This is a genomic window from Arthrobacter sp. 4R501, from assembly GCF_002929755.1.
GTDB lineage: Bacteria > Actinomycetota > Actinomycetes > Actinomycetales > Micrococcaceae > Arthrobacter.
The window spans coordinates 82,021-101,522 of record NZ_PJIW01000006.1; the positions used below are offsets into that span (position 1 = coordinate 82,021).

Genomic DNA, 19,502 nt, shown 5'->3' on the forward strand with positions numbered 1-19,502 from the left:
TGAAAGGGTGGGTGGCTCAGGCGCCGAATTTGGGGGTGTGGACGGTGCCGAGGCTGATGTGGACGGCTTGCTGGTCGGTGTAAAAGTCGATGGAGCGGTAGCCGCCTTCGTGGCCCAGGCCCGAGGCTTTGACGCCGCCGAACGGGGTGCGGAGGTCGCGGACGTTGTGGCTGTTCAGCCACACCATGCCGGCTTCGACGTTCTGCGAGAAGTTGTGGGCGCGGGTCAGGTTCTGGGTCCAGATGTAGGCGGCCAGCCCGTACTTGGTGTTGTTCGCCAAAGCCAGCGCCTCGTCGTCGTTCTCGAACGGGGTGATGGCGACGACCGGGCCGAAGATTTCCTCCTGGAAGATCCGCGCGTCCGGCGCGACGTCGGCGAACACGGTGGGTGCGATGTAGTTGCCTTCGGGGAGGTGGTCGGGGCGGCCGCCGCCGGCCAGGAGCCGGCCTTCGGACTTGCCGATCTCCACGTAGGAGGCCACCTTCTCGTAATGCTCCGGGTGGACCAGGGCGCCGACTTCGGTTTTGGGGTCGTGCGGGTCCCCGACCACAATCTTCTTGGCCCGGGCGGCGTACTTTTCGCAGAATTCGTCGTAGACGGCGCGTTCGACGAGGATGCGGGAGCCGGCGGTGCAGCGTTCGCCGTTGAGGGAGAACACCCCGAACAGGGCGGAATCGATCGCGGCGTCCAGGTCGGCGTCCGCGAACACCACGCACGGGGACTTACCCCCGAGCTCCATGGACAGGCCCTTGAGGTTGGCGGCGGCGTTGCGGAAGATCGTCTGGCCCGTGGTGGTCTCACCGGTGAACGAGATCAGCGGGACGTCCGGGTGCTTGACCAGGGCATCGCCGGCTTCCTCGCCGAGGCCGTTGACGAGGTTGAACACGCCGTCGGGCAGGCCGGCGTCCTTGAAGATCTGCGCCCACAGCGAGGCGGAGAGCGGCGTGAATTCTGCCGGTTTGAGGACCACGGTATTGCCCGTGGCCAGGGCCGGGGCGAGCTTCCAGGACTCGAGCATGAACGGCGTATTCCACGGGGTGATGAGGCCTGCGACGCCGATCGGCTTGCGGTTCACGTAGTTGATCTGCGCGCCGGGGACTTTCATGGCGTCGTCGAACTGGGCCACGATCAGGTCCGCGAAGAAGCGGAAGTTTTCCGCCGCACGGAGGGCCTGGCCCTTGGCCTGGGTGATGGGCAGGCCGGTGTCGAAGGTTTCCAGTTCGGCGAGCCTGGCTTCCTGGGCCTCGACCGCGTCGGCAATCTTGTTCAGGACGCGGGCGCGTTCACGGGGCTTCATCCGTGGCCACGGGCCGGTGGCGAAGGCTTCGCGGGCGGCGGCGACGGCGAGGTCGATGTCCTCTTTCTGGCCCGCCGCGGCGGTGGCGTAGTTGGTGTTGGAGACCGGATCCAGGACGTCGAAGGTCGCTCCGTTCACGGAGTCAACGAACTGGCCGTTGATGTAGTGCTGGATGTGGGTGGGGAGGTCCTGCGGCACGTAATGCGTGCCGGCTTCTGCGGCGGTGAACGTCATTGTTATCTTCCTTTGCTTCTAATGCAACGCGGGGTCACTTCTTGCCCATGCGAGGCCGTTTATCGGGCGTTAAGTGGTCCCGCGTTGCTTTGGGCGAGGTACGCGTCCAGGGTGGCGGCGCGGTGCCGGCGGGCGGACTTCTCAATCTCTTCCGCGGCGGCGCCGGATTCGATGAGCTGCAGCAGCGCCTCGTGCTCGTCCACCGATTCGTGGGCACGGCCGGGAACAAAGCGGAACGTCGAAGACCGCAGTGAAGCGAGCCGGTTCCAGCCCCGGTGGACCAGGTCCAGGATGTGCGGGTTGGGGCAGTGCTCGAAGAGGATGCTGTGGAAGTCCTGGTTCAGGTGCGTGAAGCGGACGGGGTCGAAGTGCTGGAGGCATTCGCGCATGTCCTCGTTCACGGCCCGGGCGCGGGCGATCGCCACGGCATCGATCAGCGGCGCAGACAACGCGGTGGCGGCACCCTCCACGATGCTGAGTGTCTGCATGGTGTAGAGGTACTCAGTGGGGTCGATCCCGGAGACCGTGGCGCCGACGTTCCGCTCAAATGTCACCAGTCCTTCGGCTTCGAGGCGGCGGATCGCTTCACGGACCGGGACCACGCTGATGCCCAGATCCTTGGCGATGGCGGCCAGGACCAGCCGGTAGCCGGGGGAGTAGGTCCCGTCCACGATCCGTGCCTTGACCGCGGCATAGGCCTGTTCGGATTTGCTGCCAGTCGCCAACAACGTCTCAGTCATTGACTCTGCCTGCTTCCCATTGCTCATACGTAGTCCGCCAGGCCGCGTTCATCGGGTAGAGGCCGTCCACCCTGTGGCCCTCTGCCACCATTTCGGCGATGAACGTTTCCTCGCGCTCCTGGATGATGGAGTCGTCCGCGAGCTCTTCGGCCAGGGCCGGCGGGATCACCAGGATGCCGTCCGAGTCCGCGACGATGATGTCCCCGGGCTGGACGGTGGTGCCACCGCAGGCGATGGTGATGTCCGTGTCCCACGGGATGTGCCGGCGCCCCAGGACGGCCGGGTGCGGGTTCGCATAGTAGGTAGGCATGTCCATGGCCGCGACGGCGGCGAAGTCCCGGACGCCGCCGTCGGTGATAACGGCCGCGGCCCCGCGGACCTGGGCACGCAGGGCCAGGATGTCGCCGATGGTGCCGGTGCCCTTCTCTCCGCGGGCTTCCATGACCAGGATCTCGCCCTCGTTCACGGAATCGATGGCCTTCTTCTGGGCGTTGAAACCGCCGCCATGTGTCTTGAACAGGTCCTCGCGGTTGGGCACATACCGCAGGGTCCGGGCCATGCCCACGATCCGCTTCTCCGGGCGGGTGGAGGTGAGGCCGTCGATGCTGACGTTGTTCAGGCCGCGCTTGCGCAGCTGGGAGGAGAGCGTGGCGGTGCAGACACTTTCGAGCTTCGCTTTCAGCTCGGGGGTCAGGACATGCCCGACGGCGGCGCTTTCGTCAGGTGAAAGGCCCGCCGCTGCCCGGGAACCGTACGCCTCCTCCCGCTGCACGTCATCGGCCTTGGGCTGCGCACCAAACTCAGCGAAAGCCGTCGTGCCTTCCTCCACCCGGGTGACCAGCCGCCCGGTGGTGATTTCAGCACCGCCGGTGGCTCCCGTCGTCGTGCTCACTTCAACCTCGACGACGTCGCCCGGCTTGGCAACGGTGGCACCGGCGGGGGTGCCGGTCAGGATGATGTCGCCCGCCTCGAGCGTCAGCAGCTGGGAGAGGTCCGCGACGAGCCGGGCGAACGGGAAAAGCAGGCCCGCGGTGCTGTCGTTCTGGACGAGGTCGCCGTTGTGCCAGGTGCGGATACGCAGTTGGGCCGGATCCACGGCATCCGCGGGGATCAAACCGGGACCGATCGGGGTGAAGCCGTCGCCGCCCTTGGACCGGAGGTTGGAGCCCTTGTCCGCGTAGCGGAGATCGTAGACGCCGAGGTCGTTGCTGGCGGTGACCCACGCGACGTGGCTCCAGGCGTCCTCCAGCCCGACCCGCCGGGCGGCCTTGCCGATGACCAGGGCGATCTCGCCCTCAAAACCGAGGAGTTCACAGCCGGCCGGACGCTCCACAACCGAAGGGTCGTCTGCCGAACTGAACGCCAGGGAGGATGGCGGCTTCAGGAAGTAGGAAGGCTGTTCCGGGGTGCGGCCGCGCTGGGCTGCCCGGCTGGGGTAATTGATGTGCACCGCGATGACCTTGCGGGCCGCGGCCAAGGTGTGCTCGGTGACCTGATCCAAGAATTACTCCTCATCGAGTACGAAATCGTATACGAAGTAATATGGCAGATATCCCTGGCGGCGTCAAGGGCGCGCGGCGAGGCCGTAGTGGTTCCCATCATGACGCGAGCAGGCGAGAGGCCCGGCCGGTTTTCCGGCCGAGCATGCCGCCCATATCCAGGTTGAACAGCTGGCGCTGAATGCGGGCAGCGAACTCGGCGGGTGCGATGTCCTTCAGTTCGGACAGCAGCGGCCCCTGGGCGTACGCCTCCATGGACGAGGTCAGCATCAGCGGGATGTCGAGGGCCTTGGCGGCCTCGGTGAGGGCAAGCGAGTTGGCCTTGAGCTCGTTGAACCCAATGGAACGGACCCATCTCATGGTGCCGACCTGGTGGTCGATCAACAGCATTGCGGTGTTCTGGGCGGTAAAGGACTCGGACATTGTGTCTCCTGGTTCGTGAGCTTGCTGCAGCGTTTGGAACAGTCGGGATTTGTTTCCCGCAAGCCTTCCACGGTCGATCGCCGCACGGTCATCGTTAGCGCCACTCGCGCTGGTTAGGCTCTACAAAATCGCGTGGAGGGGCTCTGGCGGAGACTTGAGGAAGTCACGACGGCGGGCCTCACGGAGGGGGATGGCGAAACGGTGATGCGGCTGATGGAGCGGAGAGCGGAATTTGTCGGACTTTCCAGAACACGCGCTCCAGCACCATCACGGTGTCCGGGAACATGCGCCGGAACCCAATGGCATGGTTCTCACGGATCTGAGGCCGGTTCGTCCACCAAGACCGACAACGTTAACGAAGTCGGCGTCCTCTACAAAGAGGGCCGCCAAGGCCTCCGGATCCGCCGCGTTCCAGGCAGCAGCGAACTCCACGGCGATCCCACGCGGGTTACTGGGCATTGGACAGAACTTTCTGGGGTCCTGGGGGCTTCATCCTTACAGGAGAACCTTAGCGACCCACTTCGGTGCTGACACGAGGTCGGCTAGCTGGACGTCGAAGACACATTGGCGCGGCTGTCCTCATCAATATGCCCACAGGCCCGCGCGTACTGCTCGCCGATGACGGGCTGGAAGTCCGACGCCGGCGCCGCGGCAAGTGCCACCTGCCAGTCGGGACGGGCTCCCGTGAGTGCCCAGGCGGCCTGTGCTGCGGCACCGCGGGCCACGTATTCGTCGGGGCTTGGCACCACAACCGGCAGGTCAAACACCTGTGACGCGATCTTCTGTACCGCCGGGTTCTGCACGGCTCCGCCGATCAGCAGCAGCCGCCGCGCCGGGTAGCCCAAAGCCTGCAAGGCTGCCAGGCCGCCGGACAATCCGCACAGCATCCCTTCTATGGCCGCCCGGGCAATGTTGCTTCGGGTGGCGGACGCGATGCTGAGACCGTGCAGGCTGGCCTTGGCGTGCGGCAGGTTGGGGGTGCGTTCGCCCTCAAAATACGGCACGAGCACCACTCCATCTGCCCCGGGCGCAGCGTCCAATGCCAGCCTGGAGAGTTCATCAAAACCGACGTCCAGCAGCGTGGCCATGGAGCTCAGCGCCCTGGCGGCGTTCAGCGTCACGGCGATGGGCAGGTAGTCGCCGCCCGCGTCTGCAAAGCCGGCAACTGTTCCGCTGGGATCGTAACCAACCTCGGATGCGACGGCGAAGACTGTTCCGCTGGTGCCCACCGAGACCACCACATCCCCGGGCCTGGCGCCCAGACCCAGGGCCGCGGCTGCGTTATCCCCGGCGCCGGCGCCGAGCAGGATTTCAGCCCGCCCGCCGCCACCACTTGGGCCAGCATCCGTACGAGGGCCAGCGCCGGCGTTGCTCCCGGCAAAACAGAGTGGATGAACACGGCCGGCGGTTTCGCCGGCAGCCAGCACGCGCGGCAGGATGACAGCGCCCCCGGCCGCGGGGGCAGCCGAAACAGGTGCAGCTCCTGCCGCTTCCTGCTCTTGAAGGGCTTCGCGTGCGTCCCTGCCGAAGGCCAGCCGGAATAGCTCCACGTCATAGCTGCCGGAAGCGGGGCTCCAGTAGCCGGTCCCGCTGGCATCCGAGCGGTCCGTTGTGAGCGCCTCCAGGTCCGGGCCCAGCGGGCTGGCCCCGGCCGGACCGTATCCCCGCAGGCGCCAGCTCAGCCAGTCATGGGGGAGGGCAACGGCTGCCACCCTGGCCACACTTTCGGGCTCGTTGTCCCTGACCCAGCGGATCTTGGTCACCGTGAAGGATGCCACCGGCACCAGCCCGGTACGCCGCGCGAACTCCCCGGCCCCTACCTCGTCGATGAGTGCCGCTGCAGCTGCAGCGGAGCGGGTGTCATTCCACAGGAGCGCGGGCCGCACCACGTTTCCGTCGCGGTCCAGCAGCACCATGCCGTGCTGCTGGCCAGCGACGGACAATGCGTCCACGTCCGCCAGACCGCCGGCGTCCTCGATGGCTTCGGCCAGGGCCCGCCACCAATGGTCAGGATGGACTTCCGTCCCGTCCGGGTGGCTCGCCCGGCCCTCGCGGACCAGGACACCGCTTTGGGCGTCCAGGACCGCAACCTTGCAACTTTGGGTAGAGGAGTCGACCCCGGCAACGAGGTTCAAGGAAGCAGCCGCCACAGTATCAGCGCGCTCCGAGAAGGTGCTCGATGAAGAGCTGCTGCAGCCGCACGAAGCCGAAGCCCTTGCCGCCAAAGTAGGCATCGGCGTCGAAATCCTCGTAGGAAGCGCGGTCCGATCGCAGCTGCTCGTAGCCTTCACCCGGGTTGAGGGTGGGCTCATTGATTTTGGCAACGCGGGAAGCCAGCAGCGCTTCCTGCACTTCGGGATCGGCACGGAAGGCCTTCGCGCGTTCCTTCAGCAGCAGGTAGGTCTGCATGTTCGCGGCGGCGGAGTCCCACACGCCGTCGATGTCCTCGGTGCGGCTGGGCTTGTAGTCGAAGTGGCGGGGGCCGCCGTAGGCCGGTCCGCCGTCGGGGCCGCCGTTTTCGAGCAGGTCCACCAGGGAGAACGCGTTCTGCAGGTCGCCGTGGCCAAACACCAGGTCCTGGTCGAACTTGATGCTGCGCTGGCCGTTGAGGTCGATGTGGAACAGCTTGCCCTGGTAAAGGGCCTGGGCAATCCCGTGGGTGAAGTTGAGACCGGCCATCTGCTCGTGGCCGGTCTCGGGGTTAACGCCCACAAGTTCGGGACGTGCCAGGGTCTCGATGAACGCAAGGGCGTGTCCCAGGGTGGGGAGCAGGATGTCGCCGCGGGGTTCGTTCGGCTTCGGTTCGATGGCGAAGCGGATGTTGTAGCCCTTGTCCGTGACGTAGTCGCCGAGCAGATTCACGGCCTCGCGGTAACGCTCCAGGGCGCCGCGGATGTCCTTGGCGGCGTCGTACTCGCTGCCCTCACGGCCGCCCCACATCACGAACGTTTCGGCGCCCAGTTCAGCTGCGAGGTCGATGTTGTCCAGCACTTTGCGCAAGGCGAAGCGGCGCACGCCCCGGTCATTGCTCGTGAAGCCGCCGTCCTTGAAAACCGGGTGGCTGAACAGATTCGTGGTGACCATCGGAACGATCATCCCCGTGGACTTGAGCGCACCGGTCAGCCGGTCGATCTCACGCTGGCGATCAGCTGCCGAGCAGCCAAAGGGAAACAGATCGTTGTCGTGGAAGGTGATGCCGTAGGCACCCAGATCACTCAGCTTGTTGACGGCTTTGACGGTGTCCAGGGGCGGACGGGTGGCAGAACCGAACTGGTCCTGGGCCTCCCAGCCGACCGTCCAAAGGCCGAAGGAAAACTTGTCTTCGCGGGTGGGCTGAATCGTCATTGAATGCTCCGTTAGTAGGTGTGAAGAGGAGTGCGTACCGCGTCCCTTTGATGAGTCGCAGCATTTTGTTCTGCACACAAACATATTAGGAATTTCCGTGATGTCAACCACTAGGCACTCCGAGCTAGGCTGGGTTCTGAATGCCCACTCCCTGCAAATCTCTGGTTTTGTGCACCCGAAGCTGTTATGTTGCGAAGAACACCAAACCTGAAAACCAGACTCCGTGGAGGACCCAGAGCGTGACTGAACAACGTGTGCAAGAACGGAACTGGTCCGGAAACCTCGGCTACCGGGCGGAGCGGATCGCACACCCGCGCACCGTGGCGGAGCTGCAGGAACTGGTGGCCGGAGCCCGAACCATCCGCGCCCTGGGATCCCGCCATTCGTTCAACGACATCGCCGACACTTCCGGCACACTGTCGGCCCTGGACCTGCTGGATCCGGCCATCACCGTCGATGCTGAGAACATGACCGTCACCGTGAGCGGAGGCACGCGGTACGGGACGCTCGCCGCTGAGCTGCAGCGGCAAGGCTTCGCCCTGCACAACCTGGCCTCGCTGCCCCACATTTCGGTGGCCGGTGCGGTGGCCACGGCCACGCACGGCTCCGGTGACGGCAACGGGAATCTGGCCACCGCCGTCGCCGGCTTGGAACTGGTGACAGCCGACGGCGGCATCCTCACCGCCCGCCGCAGCGAGACCATGGACTTTGACGGCATGGTAGTGGGACTCGGCGCCCTAGGAATCGTTAGCAGCGTGACCCTGGACATAGAGCCCGCCTTCCATGTTGCCCAGCACGTTTTTAAGAACCTGGACTGGGAGCAGGTTCTGGAGAATTTCGACGGCGTCACCTCCTCCGCGTACAGCGTCAGCCTCTTCACCGACTGGAGCGGCAGTACCGTAGGGCAAGCCTGGCTGAAAAGCCGGTTGCCGGATCTGAAAGGGGATGCCGTCAGGCGTGACTTCTTCGGCGGCACCCCGGCCCTGTCGGCCCGGCATCCGCTCCCGGGCGTCTCCGGAAGCAACTGCACGGAACAACTCGGCGTGCCGGGGCCGTGGTCGGACCGGCTTGCCCACTTCAGGATGGAATTCACGCCCAGCAAGGGCGACGAACTCCAGTCCGAGTACCTGGTGCCCCGGGAACACGCTGCGGATGCCATCCGCACGCTGCGCAAACTCTCCGGGGTCCTGACTCCCTTGCTCCTGGTCTCCGAGATCCGCACGATTGCTGCCGACCGGCTCTGGCTGAGCCCAAATTATGGTCGCGACGGCATCGGCCTGCACTTCACCTGGCGGCAGGACCAGCCTGCGGTGGAGGCGGTACTGCCACTGCTTGAGGCGGAGCTGGCGCCCTTTGGCGCACGGCCTCACTGGGGCAAGCTGTTCGACGGCGGTGTTGCCGCCGTCGGGCCCCTGTACCCACACTTCGATGACTTCAGGGCCCTGGCCGGCCGGCTGGATCCGGCCGGAAAGTTCCGCAACCGGTTCCTGGACTACGCGGTCTTCGGCTCCTGATATTGTCACGGATGATGTCCTCAGCAACCCGCCTCCCCGCAACGGCCAGCGATCCCGATCCGTCGCGGCGGAACAACCTTGCCCTGATCGCAACCCTGGTGCACCACCATGGTGTCCTCAGCCGAGCGGAGCTGACCAGACGGACCGGGCTGAACAGGTCCACGGTGGGGACGCTGGTGGGCCAGCTGGTGGCCCTCGGACTCGTCTATGAAGCGGCGCCGTCCGGCGAGGCCCAGGTTGGCCGTCCGAGCCCGGACGTAAGGCCTGATCCGTCCACGGCGGCATTGGCCGTGAACCCGGAAGTGGACGCCGTCACCATCGGACTGGTGAGCCTGGGCGGAAAAGTCCAGAAGAAAATCCGCTTCGCCACGGAGCGGATCCCCACCGCCAAGGAAGCCGTCAACATCGCTGCCGCAGTCATTGCAGGGATGCGGACGGAGCTCGATGCGTCCTACCGGATCGTTGGCATCGGCTTGGCAGTGCCCGGCCTGGTCAACCGTGCCGACGGGGTGGTCCGCCACGCTCCCCATTTGGGTTGGCGCGACCAACCCGTGGCCCGGATGATGGGCGAGGCCACCGGCTACCCGTGCCTGGCGGACAACGATGCCTCCCTGGGTGCGGAAGCCGAGCTCATTTTCGGGGCCGGCGCCGGACGCGGCAACCTGGTCTACCTCAACGGCGGCGCCAGCGGCATCGGCGGCGGCGTTATTGCGGACGGGGCGTTGCTGCGCGGGTCCGCCGGATATGCCGGCGAACTCGGACACACCTTCGTGCGCACCGACGGTAAGATCTGCCACTGCGGTGCCTCCGGCTGCCTCGAAACCGAAGTGTCCCAGTCGCGGCTCTTTGACCTGGCCGGGCTCGGCGGCGGCGACGCCAGCCAGCTCGAAGCGGCCCTCCGCTCGAAAGTCAGTGAGGAGCTGGCCGCGGAAGTGGCCCGCCAACTGGGCTATCTGGGCATCACCCTGCGCAACGCCGTCAACACGTTCAACCCGGACGCGATCGTCCTCGATGGGTTCCTGGGCATTCTGCACGCACTCTCGCCTGACACGCTGGACGGCCTGATCCGGACCCAGGCCCTGGACGAGGCGGCGGGCCGGGCCAGGATCTACCGTGCCGCGCTGGGCTCGGATCTAATGATGATCGGGGCTGCCGAACTGGCGTTTACCCGATTACTCGCGGACCCGGCAGGCATCACCACCCTGCCCGCACCTCCTGCGAAGGTGCGCTGAGCGGCCTGAGGACGGCACCTCCCCGTGGGCGGGCGTGCCCGGGCCAGTCCCCACGGCGCACGCTGCTTTCCGCATCGATCACGGCCATAGAATATTGGACACCACCTTGTCTTCCACCGAAGGGTCCCTCGCATGGGCAACACCATTGACCGACGCCAGCCACGCCTGGAGGACGTGGCAGCGCGGGCAAAAGTGTCCCACCAGACGGTCTCGCGGGTCATCAACAACCACCCCAATGTCAGCAGCGCCACCAGGGAGAAAGTGGAAGCGGCGATTGCGGAACTCGGCTACCGGCGCAACACCGCCGCCAGGAGCCTGGTCACCCGGCGTTCGCAAACCATAGGTGTGCTCGCGGCCGAAATGGGGCAGTACGGCCCGGCCAACACCCTTCTCGGAGTCCAGCAGGCTGCCCGGGAGGCCGGTTACTTTGTGAGCATCGAGGCCATCAAGGAGGCTGGAGCGGATGCCATCTCGGACGCCGTTCGCCATCTCACGGACCAGGGCGCGGACGGGATCATCGTCATTGTGCCCCACGACGGTACCGTTCAGGCGCTGGAGGGCCTCACCCTGGACGTTCCCGTGATCCTTGTGGGTGCCGCCGGTGGGGGCCTCTTCAGCGGAGCGCTGGTGGACCAGAAGCTCGGGGCGCGCCTGGCGGTCTCGCACTTGATCGACCTGGGGCACCGGCGGATCGGGCATGTTTCCGGGCCCCAGGACTGGGTTGACGGCAGGTCACGTGCCGAGGGCTGGGGTGAGCGGCTCCGCGAGGCCGGTCTTCCTGATGACCTGTTGATCGAGGGAGATTGGAGCGCCGGCAGCGGGTACCGGATCGGCCGGCAGCTTGCGGCTGAGCGTACGGCTACGGCTCTGTTCGTTGGCAATGACCAGATGGCCCTGGGCCTGCTGCGCGCCTTCAGCGAAGCGGGGGTCCGCGTGCCCGACGACGTCTCCGTGGTGGGCTTCGATGACCAGCCTGAGTCGGGCTACTTCACGCCGCCCCTGACCACCGTGCGCCAGGACTTCGAGGAACTCGGCAGGCGCTGCATGGGCGTTATGCTGAACGCCCTTGAGGGCGGCGCGGGCGCAGGCACCATCATGGTGGAGCCGGAGCTGGTTGTCCGCAGCAGCACGTCCGCTCCCGCCTGAACCCTTCCTGATCTTCCCAGCCATAACCCCGACACTTGACGTGCCAATTGTTAGCGCTCACAATTGAATCAATCCGCGCTCACCGGACCAGCTATTTGGAGGACTTCATGGACGTCACAGTGGACGGCACAGACAACTACGTCATCGGCGTGGACTACGGAACGCTTTCGGGACGGGCCGTTGTGGTCCGGGTCCGTGACGGCAAGGAACTGGGCAGCGGTGTCTTCGACTATCCGCACGCCGTGGTCACCGGTGCTTTGCCGGCGGATGTAGCGGGTGATGCGGGCGACGGCGCCGCCCGGCTTCCCGGGGAATGGGCACTTCAAGTGCCGAACGACTACCGCGACGTCCTCCGCCACGCCGTCCCCGCAGCGATCGTAGACGCCGGGATCAACCCGGCGGCCGTCATCGGAATTGCCACTGACTTCACGGCCTGCACCATGGTTCCGGTCAAGGCCAACGGCACCCCGCTCAACGAACTGCCCGGCTTTGCCAGCCGCCCGCACGCTTACGTGAAGCTGTGGCGGCACCACGCCGCGCAGCCGCAGGCGGACCGGATCAACGCCCTGGCCGCCGAGCGCGGCGAAGCCTGGCTGCCGCGCTACGGGGGACTGATTTCCTCCGAGTGGGAATTCGCCAAGGGCCTGCAATTGCTGGAGGACGACCCGGATGCCTATGCCGCCATGGACCACTGGGTGGAGGCGGCCGACTGGATCGTCTGGCAGCTTTGCGGCCAGTACGTTCGCAACGCCTGCACCGCCGGTTACAAGGGCATCTACCAGGACGGCCGGTACCCCTCGGAGGACTTCCTCGCCGCGCTGAACCCGGAATTCAAGGACTTCGTCAGCACCAAACTCGAACACACCATCGGGCGCCTCGGCGACGCCGCGGGCTACTTGACCGCCGAGGCCGCCGCCTGGACCGGACTGCCGGAAGGCATTGCCGTGGCCGTCGGCAACGTGGACGCCCATGTCACCGCCCCGGCCGCAAAAGCCGTGGAGCCGGGGCAGCTGGTGGCCATCATGGGCACCTCCACCTGCCACGTGATGAACGGCGCCGAACTGCGGGAAGTGCCGGGCATGTGCGGCGTAGTGGACGGCGGGATCGTGGACGGCCTGTGGGGCTACGAAGCCGGCCAGTCCGGCGTAGGTGACATCTTCGGCTGGTTCACGAACAACGGTGTCCCGCCTGAATACCACCGGGCGGCGGCCGCGGCAGGCCTGGGCATTCACGAATACCTCACCGACCTTGCCGCCCGCCAGGCCATCGGCGAGCACGGACTCATCGCCCTGGACTGGCACTCCGGCAACCGTTCGGTACTGGTGGACCACGAACTCTCCGGCGTGGTGGTGGGCCAGACCCTCGCCACAAAGCCCGAGGACACGTACCGGGCACTGCTGGAGGCCACGGCCTTCGGGACCCGGACCATCGTGGATGCCTTCCGCAATTCCGGTGTGCCCGTCAAGGAGTTCATCGTGGCCGGCGGCCTGCTGAAGAACACGCTGCTCATGCAGATCTACGCGGACATCACCGGCCTGCAGCTTTCCACCATCGGCTCCACCCAGGGCCCCGCGCTGGGCTCCGCCATCCACGCCGCCGTTGCGGCCGGACAGTACGCCAATATCCGCGAAGCGGCGGCCGCCATGGGCGCAGAACCCGGCGACGTCTACACGCCCATCGCCGAGAACGTGGCCGCATATGAGGAGCTGTTCCAGGAATACCGCACGCTCCACGACTACTTCGGCCGGGGCGCCAATGACGTAATGCACCGGCTCAAGGCCATCCAGCGCCGGGCCACCGGAGTTCAGCCCCGGGCGTCCGGTGCCGCGGCAGTACCCGCCGCACCCTCAACTGTTGGAGCCTCCGCATGAGCACCGCGAACGTAAAGACACCGGACACCATCGCCCGGATCCGGCAGGAAGTCTGCACCCTGCACGCCGAACTGACCCGCTACGGGCTGGTGGTGTGGACCGCCGGCAATGTCTCCGCCCGTGTGCCCGGCCGGGACCTGATGGTGATCAAGCCGTCCGGCGTTTCCTACGATGACCTCACACCCGAACAGATGGTGGTCACCGACCTCTACGGCGTGCCCGTGGATGGCGATGCGGATGGTGAGTGGGGCAACCCGCCGCTGTCGCCTTCGTCGGACACCGCGGCGCACGCATATGTCTACCGGCACATGCCCGACGTCGGCGGTGTGGTGCACACGCACTCCACCTACGCCACGGCGTGGGCAGCCCGGGGCGAGTCGATCCCGTGCGTGCTGACCATGATGGGCGATGAATTCGGCGGCTCCATCCCGGTAGGCCCGTTCGCGCTGATCGGTGACGACTCGATCGGGCAGGGAATTGTGGAGACGCTGAAGAATTCCACCTCACCCGCGGTCCTGATGCAGAACCACGGCCCGTTCACCATCGGCAAGGACGCCCGTTCCGCAGTGAAGGCCGCCGTGATGTGCGAGGAAGTGGCGCGCACCGTCCATGTCGCACGCCAGCTCGGCGAACCTATCGCCATCGACCAGTCCCGGATCGACTCCCTCTACGCCCGCTACCAGAACGTCTACGGCCAGTAACTGCCGCCGTCGGCCCAGCCCCAAACTTTCACAGGAGACAACCATGAACAACGCCAACAGCACGTCCCTCGGCCACTACGAGGTCTGGTTCCTCACCGGCAGCCAGCACCTCTACGGCGAGGACGTCCTCAAGCAGGTCGCCGCCCAGTCGCAGGAGATTGCCGCCGCGCTGAACGCCTCCTCCGACGTCCCCGTCAAGGTGGTCTGGAAGCCGGTCCTCACTGATTCGGAGGCCATCCGCCGCACCGCGCTGGAAGCGAACTCGGACGATTCAGTGATCGGCGTGACGGCGTGGATGCACACGTTCTCCCCGGCCAAGATGTGGATCCAGGGCCTGGACCTGCTGCGCAAGCCGCTTCTGCACCTGCACACGCAGGCCAATGTTGAGCTGCCCTGGGCGGACATCGACTTCGACTTCATGAACCTGAACCAGGCCGCCCACGGCGACCGCGAGTTCGGCTACATCCAGTCCCGCCTCGGCATTCCCCGCAAGACCGTGGTGGGCCACGTGTCCAACCCGGAAGTCTCGCGCCAGGTGGGCGTGTGGCAGCGGGCGTCGGCCGGCTGGGCCGCGGTCCGGACCCTCAAGCTGACCCGCTTCGGTGACAACATGCGCAACGTCGCCGTCACCGAAGGCGACAAGACCGAAGCGGAGCTGCGCTTCGGCGTCTCCGTGAACACGTGGTCCGTCAACGAACTCGCCGACGCCGTGCACGGCGCCGCAGAGTCCGACGTCGACGCCCTGGTTGCGGAATACGAGAGCCTCTACGAGGTGGTCCCGGAACTCCGCGCCGGGGGAGCGCGGCACGAGTCGCTGCGATACAGCGCCCGGATCGAACTGGGGCTGCGCAGCTTCCTTGAGGCCAACGGCTCCGCCGCGTTCACCACCTCCTTCGAAGACCTGGGCGAACTTCGCCAGCTGCCCGGCATGGCCGTGCAGCGGCTCATGGCCGACGGCTACGGCTTCGGCGCCGAGGGCGACTGGAAGACGGCCATTCTGGTCCGCGCCGCCAAGGTAATGGGCGCGGGCCTGCCCGGCGGCGCCTCCCTGATGGAGGACTACACGTACCACCTCGAGCCCGGCGCCGAGAAGATCCTGGGCGCGCACATGCTCGAGGTCTGCCCGTCGCTGACGGCCACAAAACCGCGCGTCGAGATCCACCCGCTCGGTATCGGCGGCAAGGAAGACCCGGTCCGGATGGTGTTCGACACCGACGCCGGCCCCGGTGTCGTGGTGGCGCTCTCGGACATGCGCGACCGCTTCCGGCTCGTGGCGAACGCCGTCGATGTCGTGGACCTGGACGAGCCGCTGCCCAACCTGCCGGTGGCCCGGGCTCTCTGGTCGCCGAAACCCGACTTCGCCACGTCGGCCGCCGCGTGGCTCACCGCAGGCGCCGCGCACCATACGGTACTGTCCACGCAGGTGGGGCTGGACGTGTTCGAGGACTTCGCCGAAATTGCCAAGACCGAGCTCCTCACCATCGATGAAGGCACCACCATCAAGCAGTTCAAGAAGGAACTTAACTGGAACGCCGCCTACTACAAGCTGGCCGGCGGGCTGTGAACGGCACCGAACTTCAGCTCGTCTCGGGGGACTACAACGCCGCCGTTGTGCAGCGCGGCGGTGCGCTGAGGCGGCTGACGTTCCAAGGCCGGGACCTGGTGGTGCCGTTCGACGCCGATGCGCCCATCCCGTCCTACCGGGGGATCATCGCTGCGCCGTGGCCCAACCGGATCGCCGACGGCACCTACCGTATTGCCGGCGTCGAGCATCAACTGCCCATCAACGAACCGGAGAGGGGCACGGCGCTGCACGGGCTCGCCTTCGACCGTTTGTGGACCATTGAACGCAGCCGTGCCGACGCGGTGAGCCTGTCCTGCGAGCTCCCCGGGGCCCCAGGGTATCCGTTCCACCTTCGGCTCCACGTCGAATACAAGCTGGACGACGCCGGGCTGCACACCACCGTCACGGCAAACAACGCCGGAGACGAGGCGGCCCCTTACGGGGTTTGCCCGCACCCGTATCTGCTGGCCGGACCTGCACCGTTGGATGAGTGGACGGTCGGGATCCCCGCGGGGTCTTTTCTCGAGGTCACGCCGGACCGGCTCCTGCCGGTCGCAACCCGGACGGTGGAGGGGCATCAGTTCGACTTCCGGGCGCCGCGGGCAATCGGCGGCACGCAGATCGACCACGCCTTCACCGACCTAGAGTTCGACGACGGCGGCCACGCCCACCTGATCGCCAGGGACCCAGGCGGAACCGGGGTGGGCATGGCCTGGGACCGGACATGCCCCTGGCTGCAGATCCATACCGCCGACAAACCCGCCCCCGCAGCGAACAGGCTGGGCCTGGCGGTTGAGCCGATGACCTGTCCGCCGGACGCCTTCAACAGCGGCCAGGATCTGCTGAAGCTGGAACCAGGCAGCAGCCACCAGGCCGGCTGGAGCATCTTCGCCGCCTGATGCCGCGTGGTGGTGGCGTTGACACGCGCAGAAGCGGCCGGCCCCGGCAGTCTGCCGGGGCCGGCCGCTTCAATGGACAAGCAGGTCAGTGCACAATCGCGTCAGTGCATGCGCGGGTCAGTGCGCCAGCAGCGTCTCGAGCGGTTCTCCCGCCGCGATCCGTGCCAGCAGCTCCGGCTCGGCCGCATCGGAGTCGAGCGCCTGCTCCAGGACAGCTGGCGCTTCCTGCTGGGTCAACACAATCACGCCGTTATCGTCGCCCAGCACCCAGTCGCCGGGGGCCACGTCCACGCCCCCGCATGTCACGGGAACGTTGACCGCAGACTCCGTGCCGTGCAGGCGCTTGGTGGTGAGGCATGACGTGCCGCGGGCGAAGACCGGCAGGCCGGTGCTCCGCAGCTCCAGCAGGTCCGTTGCCACGCCGTCCACCACGATGCCGGCGGCGCCCTGGGCCTTGGCGGCTGCGGCCGTCACTGCGCCGACGGGGGCATGGCGGCGATCGCCGTCCATGTCCACCACCAGCACTGCGCCGGGGTACAGCTCCAGCAACGCCCGGTTCATGGCGATCGCGTCATTGCCGACGATCCGGACGGTGACTGCAGGCCCGGCCACCTTCACGCCGTCCAGCAGCGACTGGATGGCCGGGTCAACGAATCCGACTTCGAGGAAATGCCCGATGGTGGCGTAGCTGACGGCCGCCAGGCCAGCGAGGACCTGCGTGCAAGAACGGGATGCGCCAGCCCCAGCTGAGCAGTGCCTCGGTGCTGACGCTTGAGGCGACGATCAGGAACGCCACGTTGGCGATCAGTGTTCCGGCGGGCACGCCCACCTGGACCAGGGAACCGTAGAACCCGCGCTGTGAGGCGCGTGCATGTTCCACTGTCATCAGCACGGCCCCGCCCCACTCGCCGCCCAGGGCCAGGCCCTGAATGACGCGGAGGAAGAGGAGGAGCACTGGGGCCATGATGCCGATGCTGTTGTAGTCCGGCAGCAGTCCGATGGCGAACGTGGCGGCGCCCATGGTCAGGAGCGAGATCAGGAGCATGGACTTGCGTCCCGGCCTGTCCCCGAAGTGGCCGAAGATGATGGCGCCCACCATGCGGGCGATGTAGGCCGAGGCGAACGTGCCGAATGCGAGCATGGTGCCCACCAGCGGGTCGAAGCTGGGGAAGAAGATTTTGTTGAAGACGAGCGCGGATGCTGTTCCGAAAACGAAGAGGTCGTGCCACTCGACGGTGGTGCCGATGACGCTGGCGACGGCGATTTTTGCGGATTTTTGTGAGGTCCAGCCGTGCCGTAGCAGTGGCGGTGGTATTTACCATGTTGGCCATCAGTTCGCCAGATGGGGTGCGGGGACGATGTCCGGTGCAGGTAGTTACCAACTATTCTGTGTCGGCCATCACAGTTCAATGGCAATAAATCCACCAGAAAACGCCGACAAATGTGAGTTCACACAACACACCCCTTGGGGTATTAATGGGCGGCTACGCGCAGGCCACTACCAGTCGGGCGGTCTGCGCCGGATCAGTGCATCACACCTGGGCAGAAAGTTCGTGCCGGGTCAGGCTCAGGTACACCTTTCCGTCTTCGACCCGGTTGATGGCATCCGCAGCCGCATAGGAGTCGCTGGCCCAGAATCCGCGGGCATCGATTTTGATGTAGCCCGAATGGAACAACCGCCGGGCCATCAGCTCGGGTACTTTCGGTTCCCTGCCGAAGACAGCACTCAGCCCGAGGTTGATCAAATCCTGTTGGGAAGCCGTGGCGGCTTCTTCGAACACTTCTGCCTTAGTGTTGGGGGGAACGATGCGCTCAACAGCACCGATATCATCGCCCGACGCATCCACAACACGCATTCCCTTGGACACGGATTCCAAGACGTCCACGATCGTCCTCCTCCACTCAACTTCATTACGGCACCGTTGCGCTCCACGGTCAAGGGGACCCGGTGGCAGAAGAGGACCTGGGCCGTGGTGGTGATGTTGCCTATGGACAGGAAATGGCGCACCGTCTCCTCGAGGCGTTCGCGTTCTCCGCCGCGGCACGGTGAGAGTGCCGCGTCCAGGTCCGCCCACAGGTCCAGGCTGGCGTCCTGGAGCTGTTGTTTGGCCCGCCGGGCCCACGCCGCGGCGGCCGTTAGGGGTCCACGGTCCGATGGGTGGAGCAGCAGGGCCAGCCGCTCGGCGGTCCGGGCGGCCGACGGGAGTCCGCGGAGGCCGGAGAAGCTTTCCACATAGCCGCAGGGGATCCCGGCGATGCCGGCCGGGATGAACGGCCCCGCAGGATGCCGCCCGCCGGCCGTGGCCTTACCCAATTGCCAGAAGACATACGTGCTGCCGCCGAACTCGTGGACAAAAAGCCGCTGCGAGGACTGGGGCCCTTGGGCAAAGGCGCGGAGCTTGGTGGCTGCCTCCGCGCTGGCGGCCTCAATCGAGTACCGGGCGTCAGGGTCGGCGACCAGGGCGGCGGACGCCTGGCTGATGGTGTCCGCCGAGAATTCGGACTTGCTGAACAGCCGGGCGATGAATTCGCGCCGGATATTGGATTCCTCCTGGGCCATGCGGACCGCGCTCGGCCGAATAGCTTGAGTGTGTGCGGCGAATTCGTCCACCACCCGCCACACCCGGTCCACCCGGGACGTGAGCCGTTCCTCGCTCCAACGCCCCATGACGCACATTGTGCCCGATGCCACAGGAAGCGCGAGCGAGGCGACGCGGCGGCGGTGCGAGGGGCGGCAACCCGCGTTCCGGCCGGATCCGAAGCAGTATTGCCGCAATCTTGACCCAAACCGGCATGTTGGTGCACCCATTGCCATTTAGGGTGGGGCCCAATGGTTCAGGCGGCCGGATCAAAATCACCAGCGTTCGGAGCGCACTAAGTGGCCCAGAAAAACGAAATCCTGCCTTCACCTTGGAGCGAAAAAGTGGAAGACGAACCAGGCACCGCCGCGGGACACGAGGAAGATCACAATTGTCCGACAAGCCCAAGGCCCAGCCAAAGGCCAGGCACCGTCTCTATGGCTATGACCAGGATCTGT

At 66.2% G+C, this 19,502-nt stretch carries 17 protein-coding genes; 7 read left to right on the forward strand and 10 right to left on the reverse strand.

Annotated elements, in window-relative coordinates; genetic code table 11:
• Positions 1-16 precede the first annotated feature (16 nt).
• The 6 genes from hpaE to xylA form a co-directional block, all read right to left on the reverse strand.
• On the reverse strand, positions 17-1,531 hold the full coding sequence (gene hpaE, locus CXR02_RS07315; RefSeq protein ID WP_104061365.1) for a 5-carboxymethyl-2-hydroxymuconate semialdehyde dehydrogenase: 1,515 nt from the start codon (positions 1,529-1,531) through the stop codon (positions 17-19).
• A 59-nt stretch (positions 1,532-1,590) separates the two neighbouring features.
• Positions 1,591-2,271 (reverse strand): GntR family transcriptional regulator, encoded by a 681-nt coding sequence (locus tag CXR02_RS07320; protein ID WP_104061366.1) that lies wholly within the window; start codon positions 2,269-2,271, stop codon positions 1,591-1,593.
• Positions 2,264-3,772 carry a fumarylacetoacetate hydrolase family protein gene (locus tag CXR02_RS07325; protein ID WP_104061367.1) on the reverse strand — a complete coding sequence of 503 codons (1,509 nt, stop codon included), beginning with the start codon at positions 3,770-3,772 and terminating at the stop codon, positions 2,264-2,266. The genes CXR02_RS07320 and CXR02_RS07325 overlap by 8 nt, the downstream gene beginning before the upstream one ends.
• Positions 3,773-3,869: 97 nt before the next feature.
• A complete protein-coding gene (locus CXR02_RS07330; protein ID WP_181037157.1) occupies positions 3,870-4,193 on the reverse strand; it encodes a hypothetical protein in 324 nt (107 codons plus the stop codon).
• 542 nt (positions 4,194-4,735) lie between these two features.
• The gene (locus CXR02_RS07340) at positions 4,736-6,328 is read right to left on the reverse strand and encodes an FGGY family carbohydrate kinase (RefSeq protein WP_104061510.1); all 1,593 of its coding nucleotides are present in this window, start codon (positions 6,326-6,328) and stop codon (positions 4,736-4,738) included.
• A 19-nt stretch (positions 6,329-6,347) separates the two neighbouring features.
• Entirely contained in the window at positions 6,348-7,538 is a 1,191-nt protein-coding gene (xylA, locus tag CXR02_RS07345) for a xylose isomerase (RefSeq protein ID WP_104061368.1), read from the reverse strand.
• 239 nt (positions 7,539-7,777) lie between these two features.
• On the opposite strand from xylA, the gene CXR02_RS07350 reads away from it, so the two are divergent.
• From CXR02_RS07350 to CXR02_RS07380, 7 genes are all read left to right on the forward strand, one after another.
• Positions 7,778-9,052: an FAD-binding protein gene (locus CXR02_RS07350; RefSeq protein ID WP_258060861.1), complete on the forward strand. Its 1,275-nt coding sequence runs from the start codon at positions 7,778-7,780 to the stop codon at positions 9,050-9,052.
• 11 nt (positions 9,053-9,063) lie between these two features.
• Positions 9,064-10,284 (forward strand): ROK family transcriptional regulator, encoded by a 1,221-nt coding sequence (locus CXR02_RS07355; RefSeq protein ID WP_104061370.1) that lies wholly within the window; start codon positions 9,064-9,066, stop codon positions 10,282-10,284.
• 132 nt (positions 10,285-10,416) lie between these two features.
• Positions 10,417-11,430, forward strand: a complete 1,014-nt coding sequence (locus tag CXR02_RS07360) for a LacI family DNA-binding transcriptional regulator (protein ID WP_104061371.1) — start codon at positions 10,417-10,419, stop codon at positions 11,428-11,430.
• Between the two features lie 107 nt (positions 11,431-11,537).
• Positions 11,538-13,301 (forward strand): ribulokinase, encoded by a 1,764-nt coding sequence (gene araB, locus CXR02_RS07365; protein ID WP_104061372.1) that lies wholly within the window; start codon positions 11,538-11,540, stop codon positions 13,299-13,301.
• Positions 13,298-14,002: an L-ribulose-5-phosphate 4-epimerase gene (locus CXR02_RS07370; RefSeq protein ID WP_104061373.1), complete on the forward strand. Its 705-nt coding sequence runs from the start codon at positions 13,298-13,300 to the stop codon at positions 14,000-14,002. Before araB ends, CXR02_RS07370 begins: the two co-directional genes overlap by 4 nt.
• Positions 14,003-14,045: 43 nt before the next feature.
• Positions 14,046-15,566, forward strand: a complete 1,521-nt coding sequence (gene araA, locus CXR02_RS07375; protein ID WP_104061374.1) for an L-arabinose isomerase — start codon at positions 14,046-14,048, stop codon at positions 15,564-15,566.
• Entirely contained in the window at positions 15,563-16,465 is a 903-nt protein-coding gene (locus CXR02_RS07380) for an aldose 1-epimerase family protein (protein WP_104061375.1), read from the forward strand. The genes araA and CXR02_RS07380 overlap by 4 nt, the downstream gene beginning before the upstream one ends.
• Before the next feature lie 117 nt (positions 16,466-16,582).
• Here CXR02_RS07380 and CXR02_RS07385 read toward each other — a convergent pair whose 3' ends face one another.
• The 4 genes from CXR02_RS07385 to CXR02_RS07400 all read right to left on the reverse strand — a co-directional run bounded on the left by CXR02_RS07385 (position 16,583) and on the right by CXR02_RS07400 (position 19,133).
• Positions 16,583-17,167, reverse strand: a complete 585-nt coding sequence (locus CXR02_RS07385) for an RraA family protein (RefSeq protein WP_104061376.1) — start codon at positions 17,165-17,167, stop codon at positions 16,583-16,585.
• On the reverse strand, positions 17,112-17,780 hold the full coding sequence (locus CXR02_RS07390) for an MFS transporter (protein WP_308470669.1): 669 nt from the start codon (positions 17,778-17,780) through the stop codon (positions 17,112-17,114). Before CXR02_RS07390 ends, CXR02_RS07385 begins: the two co-directional genes overlap by 56 nt.
• 217 nt (positions 17,781-17,997) lie before the next feature.
• Positions 17,998-18,210: a hypothetical protein gene (locus CXR02_RS07395; RefSeq protein WP_104061377.1), complete on the reverse strand. Its 213-nt coding sequence runs from the start codon at positions 18,208-18,210 to the stop codon at positions 17,998-18,000.
• Positions 18,207-19,133: a hypothetical protein gene (locus CXR02_RS07400; RefSeq protein WP_146072488.1), complete on the reverse strand. Its 927-nt coding sequence runs from the start codon at positions 19,131-19,133 to the stop codon at positions 18,207-18,209. Before CXR02_RS07400 ends, CXR02_RS07395 begins: the two co-directional genes overlap by 4 nt.
• Positions 19,134-19,502 lie beyond the last annotated feature (369 nt).

Coding starts and splice junctions, on each gene's coding strand:
- hpaE (WP_104061365.1), bottom strand. CDS start 1,531: ATGACGTTCACCGCCGCAGAAGCCGGCACGCATTACGTGCCGCAGGAC.
- CXR02_RS07320 (WP_104061366.1), bottom strand. CDS start 2,271: ATGACTGAGACGTTGTTGGCGACTGGCAGCAAATCCGAACAGGCCTAT.
- CXR02_RS07330 (WP_181037157.1), bottom strand. CDS start 4,193: ATGTCCGAGTCCTTTACCGCCCAGAACACCGCAATGCTGTTGATCGAC.
- xylA (WP_104061368.1), bottom strand. CDS start 7,538: ATGACGATTCAGCCCACCCGCGAAGACAAGTTTTCCTTCGGCCTTTGG.
- CXR02_RS07355 (WP_104061370.1), top strand. CDS start 9,064: ATGATGTCCTCAGCAACCCGCCTCCCCGCAACGGCCAGCGATCCCGAT.
- CXR02_RS07360 (WP_104061371.1), top strand. CDS start 10,417: ATGGGCAACACCATTGACCGACGCCAGCCACGCCTGGAGGACGTGGCA.
- araB (WP_104061372.1), top strand. CDS start 11,538: ATGGACGTCACAGTGGACGGCACAGACAACTACGTCATCGGCGTGGAC.
- CXR02_RS07370 (WP_104061373.1), top strand. CDS start 13,298: ATGAGCACCGCGAACGTAAAGACACCGGACACCATCGCCCGGATCCGG.
- araA (WP_104061374.1), top strand. CDS start 14,046: ATGAACAACGCCAACAGCACGTCCCTCGGCCACTACGAGGTCTGGTTC.
- CXR02_RS07400 (WP_146072488.1), bottom strand. CDS start 19,133: ATGGGGCGTTGGAGCGAGGAACGGCTCACGTCCCGGGTGGACCGGGTG.